Here is a 12,997-nt window from a genome sequence, read left to right on the forward strand (position 1 = left end):
ATCAAAAATCAGATATAAAGTTTACTATAATTTTACGTGCATATTCAAGAGTAGATTATTCAAAAAGAGGATTTCAGTTTTCGGATGCTACTATAGATCAGTTAAACAGCAATTATTTGTCATCATGGGGATTTATACAGAAATATGGTAGATGGTATTATAAAAATCATTACGTTGAGATGGGAGATTTATTGCCATTGCCCGAGGAATTAGAACCTAAACAACCTATTAATGGAAAGGAATTGAAGATTGAAGCTTCATTGAGCTGGAAAATGAATGATGGAAAGATAAGATTTCAAGTATCTTCTAATATTCCAGAGGAAACCCCATTAATGTTTACATTACGTGGCAAAGAATATACAGCTCAATGTAAATCTGTAGCAGGTAATAGAATTTCAATAAGTGAATGGTTTAGTGACAGAGGTAATCCTATGAAAAATGGATTTTATACTATAGATGTGTCATGTCCGATATATAGTGTATTGCCAGAAAAGATAAAGAAAATATTTGGTGAACGTAATAGAAATATATGTGGACAATATGTTAAATTTGAACCAGTGGGAGGAAATACGATTCATTTTTCGTATGGATTAGTTCTTAAAAATAGTAAAGTTCAAGTTATTGATATGCAACAAAGAATCTCAGCATTATAATGAATGTGGTTTTATACAAGAAAACATGGCAGATTGTAACTGGTTAAAGTGAATTGGGCGTATGGAACTTTTAAATCCATACGCCTTTTAAACAAGAGAGTTGTAAGAGCATATTATCTACTCGATGATGATTATAATTCCATATCATATGACCTTTTCTTAGCTCTGGCAGGCTGATTTCGCCGCATCTCCTGTTTCCTCTGATATTCAAGTTCCCAGGCACGATGGGAAAAAACATCAGGATCTTCCACATTGAGATAATCTACCTCATTGGCGGCAATATCACGGCGGTGATAGTCATAATACTTACCAAAAGTACCTTTGAGCTGCTCGATCAGCTTATCCCGGAAATCAGGACGTATCTGGATTCTGGTGTCCAGCAATTCTGTATACTGTTCAGGTTCAGGACGAAATTTTTCTTCCCGGAAAGCAGCGGCGTCTTTTTTAAGCTGCTTTTTAAGGGAGATGTCCTGAGAATCCAGGATATCAAGATTGCTATTCATCTGGTCATATTTTTTGGATAGATTCGTCATATCTTTATCAGTGGAGCATTGTGCCTGGAAGATTAGTTGCTCTTTCCTTGATTTCAGTTCTTCAATTTCTTCCGTAACAGTGGTAAGCTGCTGATTCAATTTTATATGCTGGATGGGATTCAAAATACTGGTTTTCTCTTTTTCTACATTCAGCTCTTTCCGTTCTGTAACTTTAGCTTTGAGTTTCTTTTTAACGGTGTTGTATTTATTCAGTATTGGATTAAAATGATTCATCCAATCATGAATTACTTCTTTTTGCATCTCATTATGAAGTAAATGATATTGTGTAAAGATCATATGATTTCGGATAGTTTCCATTGTTTCTGCAATTACAGGAATAGAATTTTTGACAGCTTGAGCCAGTTTCTCTACCTGAGCTTTTAATTCCCGGAGCATTTGGTTATCTGCACGAATCTGGCGGTTGATTTCACAGCGGTCAGCTATCATTCCTTTCTTTTCCATGTTTTGAGCAATATAGCCTTCGTGGATGGTCGGCTGTTCGGTGATTCCCTGATCTGCAAAGCTGCGGTGATCAATGGATGCATTTATCTGATTGTGGGCAAGCATTTCATTTACAGTATCTGCCCAGTTTGCTCTCCAGATACAGAGTTGCTCATCACTGTTCCATTGTTCAGAAATGGGATTCTGTCTGCCATAGCGGCTGCTTTTTGGATGCTTGTCGATGCGGTCATAGCCTTTTTCCTGTGCGACAGATGCGGTCATATAAACTTTCTTTTTCCCAACTTTATATCTGTATTGCTTTTCCCAGCCATCTTTTTGAGCAGCTTTGAATTCAGTAGCTGTAAATCCTTTTTCTTCTCCATTTTTTATGCAGAGATATTCTTTTTCTGTTTTATACTGCCATGTTCCGTTTTCGTTCAGTGGACGGACGGTAAGCAGAATGTGTGCATGAGGATTGTGTCCATCCGTATCGTGAATAGCAAAGTCAGCGCACATGCCCATATCTACAAAGTTCTTTTGAATAAAATCTTTTAGAAGAGAAATATTACTGTCCTTATCTAATTCAACGGGAAGTGCGACAACAAATTCCCTTGCCAGTCGGCTGTCTTTTGTTTTTTCTGCAGCTTCCACAGCATTCCAGAGTTGTTCACGGTCTTTCCATTCTGGTGAAGCCATCGGTGGAAGCAATACTTCCTGATAAATGAGTCCATGCTTTCTGGTGTAATCATGCTGGATGCCATCGTAATCATTGTACATCCGGCTGCAGCTCATATAAGCAGAAGCTGCGACAGCGGAACGTCCGGAACCACGGCTGACAACTTTGGCTTGCATATGATAAATTGCCATATCTGGCACCTCCTTTCGATGTTGCCTGCAACAGCGGAAAAGCCCTCGGCAGAGCGCACGAGCCCCGTAGGGGATACCACCGCCCGATTTATCGGGTGGTGAGTAAGTGCGCCCTTCGGGAGTAGAACTTGTGCGTTTACATTCCTCGTAGCCGGATTATCAGCTCCCGTTTCAGGGAATCCAAATCCATTTCTTTAATATGGGGAACAATACTTTCCAAAATGGCTCCTTCCTGGACTAATCGGTGTGTTCTGGCATCACGTTCTTTTTTGCGATTTCTTGCTTCGGCTTCTTCTTGGCGGTGTCTTGCCTGTAAAAGTGCTTTTTCTTCCGGTGTCATGATTTTTTTATCTGCCATATCTGGCACCTCCTTTTTATGCCCGTATCCGGGCAGTATTGGTTTTAAAATCTTATGGTTTGGTACTATAGTTTCGGATAACTGACAGTGGCATGTTTCTGGTGATAAATAAGGAAAGAAAGTAGTACCACTGTCAGTGAAGAATAATTATCGTGTTATGCTTCTTTGCTTCAGTTCTGGTTCGGAGCATGATTGTTTAACAGAATTCTTTTTGCCTGTTTTAAATTAGCTGTTGCATTGTCCTGACGAATATTCCGGTTATTGATACGGACAGAAATACATCTCTCCAGAATACGGTCATAAATTCGTTTGTGTGCGATATCAGCGGCGTTATTCAGCTCTGATAAAGTGAGATTGGTCGTTATGATCAGGGGCTTTTTACTGCGGTAACGACTGTCGATCACATTGAATACCTGTTCCAGTGCAAAGTCAGAGTTCCGCTCAATTCCGAGATCATCAATAATCAGAAGACTGTAGCGGTTTAAGCTGTTGATGAACTGGTTTCTGTCTTCAAAATGCATTCCGGTAAGGGTATTTAGAATTCGGGAAAAGTTGGTCATCAGTACAGGAACGCCTTTTTCCAGAAGGGCATTGGCAATGCAGCCTGCAAAAAAAGATTTTCCAGTACCGACATCACCCCAGATGAGAAGTCCGGAAGCATTTGCTCTCATCTCTTCCCAGTTGCTTACATAATTGTGTGCCAGTTTTATTTCCGGATTGATGCCGTTATCCCTGGCAAAAGTGTAGTCATAGAGTGCTTTGTCCTGTAAGCCGCTGGTTTTAAGATGCTCTATTTCCATTTGTTTTTCATGAAGTTTTCTCTGGGCTTCTTCCTGCTCAAAGATTTCCTGCTGGCATTTACAGCGGATGGAAGGAATAAGAACCTTTCCCTGTAATTCATGCCTGCATTGCCTTGGCGTATTGCATTTGGAACAGTAGATCAGGTGGTCTGTTTCGTTAAAATATTCATCAGACTGAAGCTCTCTGTTTGGGGTTATAGCTGTTGGTTTTTCTATAAATTTTGTCATAATGTTTCGTATTCCTCACTTTCGTAATTTCGTTGTCGGGAAGCAGGATGATCCTGTCTTGCCCAACTGATGATGGTAGCTGCGTGGTTCTGATATTGCTTTCCGGTAGAAGCCATATAACCGGATAAGCGTTCAATATAATCCTTCCAGTCAGGGATTGTCTGCCGGATATCTTCAAGCTCTTTTTCTGACAGAAAAACATTTTGAAATTTTCCATAGGGTGAGAGTGGCTCCTTACTCCCTCTTATTGCTAAATTGTTCTTTTTTATCTCTTTCTTATTACCAGACAGTTTTCTGTCTGTATCAGGGAAAGAATCCTGTCTGTCAATAGGACAGTTTTTTGTCTGTCTTAGGGAAAGAAATCTGTCTGTATAGTGGATGGTTTCTTTTGGGAGTTTTACATAAATCCGATTGGGCTGTCCGGGACCCTGCCGTTTTCGGAAGATAAGCTCCTGTTTTTCCAGTACTGCCAGAGCAGTTTTAACCGTCATCTGGCTTTTGTGGAGAACTTCTGCCAGTGCTTCAATCGTAAAGTAAATGAACACATGACCGTCTGTATCTGACCACCCCTCATTTTTCTGGGAAAGCCTTGCCCGGTCGAGCAGGATAATATAAAGCATTTTGGCAGTTTCGTTTATTTCCATGTCCAGAAGGAAACGGGGAAACATCATATAAGATGGCAGGTTGGTGTCTGCTGTCAGAAAGTCAGTCATGTGTTCACCTCCAATCAAAAGGGTTTATTCCCCAAGAAAATCCCAGTCTACATCACTATCTGGCTGTGAATTTTCAGGTGCTGGAAAGGATGCCCTGATTTGGGGCTCCCTTTGCGCCATGCCTGCAGTCAGTCCGGAAAGAAAAAGTGGCAATGCCTGTTTCAGACTGTTTTCCACTGCATCTACAATCTGTTTCACAAAAAGTTCTTCCCGTTCTCTTGTTTCCAGATAAGGATCAGCCTGTGTGCGGTAGTAGCGGTCAAAATAATCTACCAGTGCAAGAGAGATTACCTGACTGTAAGATTTAAAATCCTGCCTGTCCATCGTCTGTAAATATTCCCAGGCTCTCCGTTGCTGTTCTTTGTCCAGATTAAAGCGCAGGTTTGTGTTGCGGATATTGTTCTGCATGGTTTATCCCCTCCTTTTCAGGCTCATATAAGCCAGAGATTCGTAACCTTTGGCGGTGGCGCAGATGTCATCAATGATGGTGACTCGTAATTTGTCATACGTTCCGAAGTTACGGATCAGACATCCACCGCCGCCAACTACATACAGGCGCATTAGGTCAGGATTGTATTCATATTTGCGGAGTGTGGAAAAAAGTTCTGCCACATACTGTCTGGCAATAGAACTGATACAATCCATATATGGTGCTGAAATGTCAGCTGTTCCAAACCGCAGAATCTGTTCTACTGTAGATTCTTCAATCTTCACTCCAAATTTGTCCAGAACAGCGTTCTTTGCAGCAATCATGCATTGGTTTACACCAAGTTTTTCTGTCCAGCATCGGCTTTCTTGTGCTTTCTTATTGTTGATATACAGAATGTTCATGGTTCCGTTTCCGATATCTGCAAGGAGATTAGTTCCCTTGAAATTTCCAAGGTGGTTTACAATAGCCGGATATCCCTGTGGGTAAAGGCTACATCCCACAAAGCGGAGATGATATTCTTTGCCGTTGAAACGGTAATGGACTTCTGGATTCTGGAGCAGATAGGAACGAAAAGCTTCTCTTTGATTTCTGATCCATGTCAGAGGAAGTCCGGCAGCCAGATGAACATCTGCTTCACGGATGGAAAAGACATTCAGTTCCCTTGCAATAGCCATTAGCGTCAGAAGATAATATTCTTCGTCCATAGCTTTATCCGGGATAAATTCTTTGTGTCCTTCGCCGATCCGGTAGTAAATGCCGTTGTATTCCAGAATATTCCCGGTGAAGATTGGTTCAGTTTCATAGGCTTTGATGCCGGTTGGGGTGACGGTGTTTGCTGTTTTCATATTGCCGTAGCCATGATCTACAGCAATGATTTTGGTGTTTCTGAGTTCTCGCATAAAAAATACCTCCGTTTTCGTATTGATTGATTCAGCAGGTCGTACCGGTGTGGTACTGCTCTGCTGTGGGATAAGCATACGAAAATCGGAGGAAAAAGGCATTGAGGGGAAATTGAGCAGGAATTGAGAAAAAAGATATATTGTGCTTACGTTCTTCATGTACTCTTGTTGTGATTTCATTGTTTTTTATCGTATAATATGGATACTGGAGGTGGTTTGGATGAAATACAAGATTTTAGTTGTCGATGATGATAAAGAATTGGTGAAAATGCTTTGTAGTTATTTTAATATGAAACAATATGAAACCATTACGGCTACAGATGGAATGGAAGCATTAAATAAAATAAAAATGAAACCGGATATTATTTTGTTGGATATCAATATGCCACGCATGGATGGGATTGAAGTATGTCGTCTGATACGCAGTAAAGTGTTATGTCCAATTTTATTTCTGACAGCAAGAGTTGACGAAGATGATAAAATTAATGGGTTGCTTTCAGGTGGGGATGATTATATTACGAAACCATTTAGTCTTCGGGAGTTGGAAGCAAGGATTGTCACAAACATAAAGAGAGAAGAAAGGCATCAACAAAAAACGGAATACCGTTTCATGGATGAAATGCTGATTGATTATTCTGAAAAAATAGTAGCTATAGCTGGACACAGGATGGAGTTCACAAAAATTGAATATCAGATTATTGAATTCTTATCCATGCATCCAGGGCAGGTGTTTGATAAAGAACGTATATATGCACAAGTCTGTGGATATGATGCAGAAGGGGACAGTAGAACGATAACGGAATTAGTACGGCGTATAAGGAAAAAAATAGCGGATTATTCAGAAAAAGAATACATAGAAACTGTATGGGGGATTGGATACCGATGGAAAAAATAAGAAACTTGTCACTGAAAAAAACAATTCTGCTTTATTTTGTGATCAGCTTAACGGCAGCATTTCTGTTATCTGGATTTACAGTTCATTTTGCAGGAAATATGCAGAATAAAATATGGGAAAAATATATTGATTATGCAGATTATACGGACGTGTTTCAGCAATATGGAAAGAAATACGAGATTGAGATATCAAGACCTAATCAATCGCAGATGAATCGTTTGGACTATCATCTTTCGGAAATGTGTGACTTTATGGAAACATATTCGGTACTGATTTTTTCGATTGTTAGGAGTGTTGTTGCGGTATTCTTTTTTTATAAAAATAAGTTAAAGACACCTCTACAGGAACTAAAAGATGCCTCACAAATGATTGCAGATAATGAACTGGATTTTCATGTGTCCTATGAAAATAAAGATGAGATGGGAACTTTGTGTAAAGAATTTGAAATGATGCGAAGTGCTTTAGCAGATAATAACAGAAAGATGTGGCGAATGATTGATGACGAGAAGGCTTTGCGGAATGCAATTGCACATGATATACGTTCTCCACTTTCCATATTGCGAGGGTATCAGGAAATGCTCTTAGAGTTTGTTTCTTCTGAGAGTATAAAAACAGAGGATGTTATTGATATCTTACAAACAGGCATGTATCAGATTGACCGTATAGAGCATTTCACGGAAAACATGAGAAAAATGTCCCATTTAGAACAGAGGGAACTGCAATGCTCAGAGATAGAATTATCGGAACTGGCAAAAAAGATTGAGGCAGAAGCTGCCATGCTGTCCAAGAAGGAAAGTAAATTATGTAAGGTAGAAAGAGTGCAGGAACAAAACATTGTGAAAGTGGATGAGGAACTTGTCATGGAAGTGACAGACAACTTACTGGAAAATGCGGTTCGATATGCACAAAAAAGTATTGCTTTGCAGATAAAGAAAAAGGATGGTTTTCTTATAATTTCTGTTGAAGATGATGGAATAGGGTTTGTGGATACTGAGGAAAAAGTAACAGAACCATTTTATCATAAGAATCCACAAGATGATTTAAAGCATTTTGGCCTTGGTATGTATATTTCTCGTATTTTCTGTGAAAAGCATGGAGGAAATTTGAAAATATATAATGCCAGACAAGGCGGTGCTCATGTAGAAGCTCTTTTCAAAGCTGAATAAAAATACTTTATAAGGCTGAAATCACAAATAAAGTGGTTTTAGTCTTTTTTGTTGTGAATTTATTGAGAATTGATTTGTATGATGTTGTTAAAGAAATAAAGAAAGGAAGAGATACAATGAAAACAATCATAAAAAGAAGTATACTTGATTATTTAAAGAACCCTGTTTTGTGGATTGGCTTGATTATTATAGTTGCCAGTATGTATCAATGTCTGTCATCGTATTTGCAAATTCATTATATCAAACCGAATGAAAAGATCACACAAAATGACGTAGCATTGGAAGATGCTGATGTCATGGATGGGTACATTCCCACATCTGATGATAAAGAAAGAAGAAGGGAGTGGGAAGATACGATCAAAGAGACGTTAATGGACACCTCCAAAAATGGTTTTGGATTTAGCAGGCAGGAAGCAGATCATGTAATGAAAGAAATTCAGAATATGGATGTAAAGACTGCTTCTGAGTTTTTGGAATCCCAATATGGCTATTATAATGCAATATATGCTTATGATGACCTTGAAATTCATAAGGGGACAGCAGAAGAAATCAATCATTATATCGAGCGGAAATTATCCGAACATTCTTTTTCCTGGTACTTTGCCAAAAAATTTACGGATTTTGCAGGATTGCATATGGCTTTTTTTGCAACAGTCTTGCTATCATTTTTATTTATTCAGGATACACGAAAAAGTACCTATGAATTATTACATACAAAGCCTGTTACGGCAGTCCAATATATATGTGGGAAAGTAATAAGCGGATTCATTAGTATGCTGGGAGTATTAGTGATTTTGAATGTTATATTCTTTATGCTGTGTTTGAAAACGTCTTTAGAATCGGGCTTTCCAGTAACACCAATTGATTTTTGCGTGAATTCTCTGATCTATATTATTCCGAATCTTTTGATGATATGTTGTGTCTATACAATTACAGCAGTAATATTTAAAAATCCGCTTCCGGCAGCACCAATCTTGTTTTTACACATTATATATTCAAATATGCTGACCATGAAGAATGATATTTATTATATGAGACCGTTCTCTATTATGGTGCGATTCCCTGGCAGATTTTTTGAAACACATGTAGCCAAAATGTCAAACATAAATCAGATTATTCTTGTAATTTCATCAGTTATATTAGTATGTATTTCTGTTACAATCTGGAAAAGGAGGAGGGTTCATTGAAAACGGAACTAAAAAACTGCCTGTCGTTATATAAGATTTTTTATTCATGTGCATTTATACTGATATTGTGTGCTATTCATCCGATTATATACTATGAAGAAATCGGTTCAGCGATTCAGTCGCCAATAGCATTTTTAACAATTATTTTTTGTAGTGACACATATTTGATGGAAGTAAAAAGTAAGCGTGCCGATGTATTTCATTTGTATGATCAAAAAAAGCAGTTAAAAGTAATATCGCAGAGAGTGGGCGTTCAAATATTATATTTATTAATACTTTCCTGTGTTGGATATGTTTTGTTTTTCTGGCAAAAACCGGGCAGTGTAAACGAAGGCATTTCGGGTATTCAGATATTTCTTTTATATTTCATTGCAATGTTTGGAACTATCTGGCTTTGGAGTATATGCTCTGTGATTTTGTGTACATTGCTTCGAAATATGTGGGCAGGTATTGGATGTTTATTTGGAATTGTCATTGGACTTATATCAAAAGCGGGAAGTTCATTTTTCGGAAATCTGGGATTGTTTTCTTTCAGCTTTTGTGAACCTACTCAATTAATGTCCGAGAGTTGGATTTATGGAACGCTTGTGTCTTTTATAGCGGGGCTGTTTTTATTTGCAGTATTACCAATGACTTTAAAGAAAAGAGGATAGATTATGAGTATTAGAATAAATGATTTAACAGTTAGATTTAAAAATGGTGTAGTTGCAGTAAATAAGGCATCTCTTGAAATACCTAAGGGAATTTACGGACTTTTGGGTGAGAATGGTGCCGGAAAAACCACTTTGATGAGGGTTCTTACAACTGTTTTAAAACAAACGGAAGGAATGGTTTCCCTTGATGGAATTCTGTATAACGAGGGAAATTATGAGAAAATACAGAAAAAGATTGGTTATCTTCCACAGGAAATCGACTTATATCCGAATCTTACGGTGAAAGAATGTCTTGTATATATGGGGGGACTGTCAGGAGTAGCCAGAAATGACCTCGAACAAAGAATTACCTATTATCTGGAAAAGACTTCTCTTACAGAGCATCAGAATAAAAAAATGCGGCAATTATCTGGTGGTATGAAGAGACGTGTCGGACTCATACAGGCACTTCTTAATAATCCGGATTTTTTGATTATTGATGAACCTACCACCGGGTTAGATCCGGAAGAAAGAATCAGGATCCGCAATCTTTTGGTTGATTTTTCAAAGGATAGAACTGTGCTGTTTTCCACTCATGTAGTAGAAGATTTAGCAGCAACCTGTACACAGCTTGCCATTATGAAAAAGGGAAGTTTTTTATATTCTGGAAGCGTGAGTGGGTTGCTGGAAAATGCAAAGGGCTGTGTTTGGAATTGTACGGTACAAAATGCAGAAGAAGCCCGTTTGTTAGAAGCCAATTATTCTATATCATCTAAGCAGTATGTAGAAAATGGAATTCATATGAAAGTATTAAGCAAAGGAAAGCCAAATGAGAATTGTGTCCTGGATAATGATATCACTTTGGAAGATGCATATATTTATTTGACGAATAGTTGAATATAACGGCGGGCAAGTTGCCCGCCGTAAATTATGCTTATTTTGTTAAAAGACCGGATAGATTTTTTCCAATGCAAAATCCAATCTGTGGATATAACTCCTGAATTTCCTGATATTTTGCTTCAATCATTTCTGGTTCATCAGCCCAGATCTTTTCATATATTTTGAAAGCTCTTTTAAAATGTGTTTTGGCTTGCGGAAGATTGGCAGTCATCAGATAAATGGTTCCAAGGGTTTCCTGTACTTTGGCATAATCCAGACAGTCATCGGAATGGTATTCCTTGATGATGCCGGATAATTTTTGCAATTCAGAGATGCCTCTTTCGGGTTCCTGCTGTTCTGTCAGGAACATTGCATAATTGGCAATCTGAGGTATGCTGTCATTTATATGAAGCAGGTTAAATTGGTCAAGCAGTGAGATACTTTTTTCCATGTGTTCTCTTGCAAGATCGGGATGACCGTTCATGCGGTAAAGTCCACCGAGATTGGCATGAAGGTTGGAAACAAGGCGAGCATTGTCAGCAGTGATATTTTCTATCTGGGCAAGTGCATCCTTTTCCAGTTTTATTGCTTTTTCTGGCTTGATTTCAAGAGTAGCCTGAAAATCCAGTAACAATGCCTGGTCAGAATCGGTGCCAATGTCTTTAGGCTTCAAAAAATTTTTTAATTCCTGAATGATTTCTTTCATACCTTTCTGGTAATTATAATTATCCATATATGGAAAAACATTTTCCAGAAAAAGTAGATATTTTGGTATATCATCTTTTTCAATCAATTCTATGATGTTTCCTGCTGTCTGAAACAGCTTCTTGTAATAATCGACTTCAATTCCATGCATTAAACATATTTTCTGTAAAGAATCCAGTAATATGTGACAGCTACTTACAGATGGTTTTGTCTCTGAAAGGGCAATTTCCTTAATCATAGGATGCAGGGAGATTGTGTGACGTGTAGTTGTCTGCACAAAACCAGTTTCAATCAAGTCGTTAATTTCATTTAAGGTAGGCAGTTCCAGCCATTTGGCGAATATGCGGGCAGAAATACCAGTGTAAGGAAGAAAACACAAATTGCACATGATATCCTGCTGTTTTCGGGATAAAGCATATAGTGAAAATAGAGTATGGATATGACTATAATAAGTGGCTTTACTGCTTTGACCATCCTTGATTATCTTAATTTTATCTTCGTTATCGAGAGATGCTCTTTCTTCCTGAAGTTTTGCTAATAACTGACCTGGAGTTGAAATTCCATTTTCCAAAAGTTTTGCAGCCAGTTCTACAGCAAATGTATGATAGTGTACGGTCTCTATGATTTTTTCGACGGTCGAACGATACTTGTCTGCTTCTGAATAAAATGCAGATGTCAGTTGGAAAAGAATGTTTATATCCTTTATTTCTTTTAATTGAAAAGTACAGTATTCATTCAGATTACTTCTGGTCGTAAATAAAATCTGACAGCGGTATTTTAATACTACTGACAGAAAACTGTCCTGTGTAGCTGTGACATTAAAATTATCTATGATAAGCAGAGTATCGGATTTCAGGGAACGCAGAAAACGGTTATGTCTTTGAAACCGTTCCTGTTCGCTGATTTCTGGTGGATCATCAATAAAATCCATGTCAGTAATGTCCTGATGAAGATCACCTGTATATTCTACATATAGAATGTTAGTGTAATGCTTTTTGTAATGTTTTGCGTAGGCTTTGGCAAGTTCGCTTTTACCAATACCGGCAATTCCGCAAAGAAAAACATGACGGTTTTCCTCAAGCATGGTATATAATTCTTCTAGTTCTTTATCTCTTCCGATAAAATGACGGCATGGTTTCGGAACCTCACTGTCCATAATATAATCCAGCACAATGGGTGACAGGGCACCTCCGGCAATTAATTTTTGATTTTTAGTATCACGTTTGATAAATTGTCGCTCCATGCCAAAAGAAATCAGCTTTGCAAGAAAAAGCAGACGTGAGCTGGCTGGTTTGTACAGAGAAGCCAGATTTTTCTTTTTGGCATCGGAGATGGTGTCATCTTGTATAAATAATGTGTATATATCCTGCATAGCCATATTGCAGTCAGACATCAATGGAAGCAGATTCTGGTGAATGGTTTCTGCCAGTTTTTTCTGATTACTGGGTTTGGAATAGTAGGCAGATATTTTGGGACTGATCTTTGCTTGACCGGTCAGCCAACGACAAACCAGACCATTATCCATAGAAAAATCCTGATTTGCCGGATCATCCATAAAATCTTCAAATAATTCGTATAAAAAATCAGGCTGACTCATTTGATTACTTTCGC

At 38.2% G+C, this 12,997-nt stretch carries 13 protein-coding genes; 6 read left to right on the forward strand and 7 right to left on the reverse strand.

All coding sequences use genetic code 11. From position 1 onward, the window contains the following. Positions 1 to 653: hypothetical protein (locus PG840_RS07410; protein WP_442872505.1), on the forward strand; the 653-nt coding region annotated here is incomplete at its 5' end. 131 nt (positions 654 to 784) lie between these two features. Here the strand turns inward: PG840_RS07410 and mobQ are convergent. The 6 genes from mobQ to PG840_RS07440 all read right to left on the reverse strand — a co-directional run bounded on the left by mobQ (position 785) and on the right by PG840_RS07440 (position 5,922). Then, positions 785 to 2,494: a MobQ family relaxase gene (gene mobQ / locus PG840_RS07415; RefSeq protein ID WP_118373743.1), complete on the reverse strand. Its 1,710-nt coding sequence runs from the start codon at positions 2,492 to 2,494 to the stop codon at positions 785 to 787. A 136-nt stretch (positions 2,495 to 2,630) separates the two neighbouring features. Continuing rightward, the gene (locus PG840_RS07420) at positions 2,631 to 2,852 is read right to left on the reverse strand and encodes a DUF3847 domain-containing protein (protein WP_005348485.1); all 222 of its coding nucleotides are present in this window, start codon (positions 2,850 to 2,852) and stop codon (positions 2,631 to 2,633) included. 170 nt (positions 2,853 to 3,022) lie between these two features. Then, positions 3,023 to 3,880, reverse strand: a complete 858-nt coding sequence (locus PG840_RS07425; protein WP_270613469.1) for an ATP-binding protein — start codon at positions 3,878 to 3,880, stop codon at positions 3,023 to 3,025. After that, positions 3,877 to 4,593: a replication initiator protein A gene (locus PG840_RS07430; protein WP_005348487.1), complete on the reverse strand. Its 717-nt coding sequence runs from the start codon at positions 4,591 to 4,593 to the stop codon at positions 3,877 to 3,879. The genes PG840_RS07425 and PG840_RS07430 overlap by 4 nt, the downstream gene beginning before the upstream one ends. A 24-nt stretch (positions 4,594 to 4,617) precedes the next feature. Then, on the reverse strand, positions 4,618 to 5,001 hold the full coding sequence (locus PG840_RS07435; protein ID WP_005348488.1) for a hypothetical protein: 384 nt from the start codon (positions 4,999 to 5,001) through the stop codon (positions 4,618 to 4,620). A 3-nt stretch (positions 5,002 to 5,004) separates the two neighbouring features. Further along, positions 5,005 to 5,922, reverse strand: a complete 918-nt coding sequence (locus PG840_RS07440) for a ParM/StbA family protein (protein ID WP_117688329.1) — start codon at positions 5,920 to 5,922, stop codon at positions 5,005 to 5,007. A gap of 220 nt (positions 5,923 to 6,142) precedes the next feature. On the opposite strand from PG840_RS07440, the gene PG840_RS07445 reads away from it, so the two are divergent. From PG840_RS07445 to PG840_RS07465, 5 genes are all read left to right on the forward strand, one after another. Further along, complete coding sequence (locus tag PG840_RS07445) at positions 6,143 to 6,817, forward strand: response regulator transcription factor (RefSeq protein WP_014080778.1); 675 nt, start codon at positions 6,143 to 6,145, stop codon at positions 6,815 to 6,817. Then, entirely contained in the window at positions 6,805 to 7,983 is a 1,179-nt protein-coding gene (locus PG840_RS07450; protein ID WP_270613470.1) for a sensor histidine kinase, read from the forward strand. The genes PG840_RS07445 and PG840_RS07450 overlap by 13 nt, the downstream gene beginning before the upstream one ends. A gap of 116 nt (positions 7,984 to 8,099) precedes the next feature. Then, complete coding sequence (locus PG840_RS07455; protein WP_117688332.1) at positions 8,100 to 9,170, forward strand: ABC transporter permease subunit; 1,071 nt, start codon at positions 8,100 to 8,102, stop codon at positions 9,168 to 9,170. Continuing rightward, positions 9,167 to 9,823 (forward strand): hypothetical protein, encoded by a 657-nt coding sequence (locus PG840_RS07460; protein WP_008705633.1) that lies wholly within the window; start codon positions 9,167 to 9,169, stop codon positions 9,821 to 9,823. The genes PG840_RS07455 and PG840_RS07460 overlap by 4 nt, the downstream gene beginning before the upstream one ends. Positions 9,824 to 9,826: 3 nt before the next feature. Further along, positions 9,827 to 10,699 (forward strand): ATP-binding cassette domain-containing protein, encoded by an 873-nt coding sequence (locus PG840_RS07465; protein WP_005348496.1) that lies wholly within the window; start codon positions 9,827 to 9,829, stop codon positions 10,697 to 10,699. A gap of 37 nt (positions 10,700 to 10,736) precedes the next feature. Here the strand turns inward: PG840_RS07465 and PG840_RS07470 are convergent, their stop codons facing one another. Next, the gene (locus PG840_RS07470; RefSeq protein ID WP_270205658.1) at positions 10,737 to 12,983 is read right to left on the reverse strand and encodes a tetratricopeptide repeat protein; all 2,247 of its coding nucleotides are present in this window, start codon (positions 12,981 to 12,983) and stop codon (positions 10,737 to 10,739) included. Positions 12,984 to 12,997 lie beyond the last annotated feature (14 nt).

It is taken from the genome of Coprococcus sp. AM97-35, from assembly GCF_027697525.1.
In the GTDB taxonomy this organism is placed as follows: domain Bacteria; phylum Bacillota; class Clostridia; order Lachnospirales; family Lachnospiraceae; genus Allocoprococcus; species Allocoprococcus comes.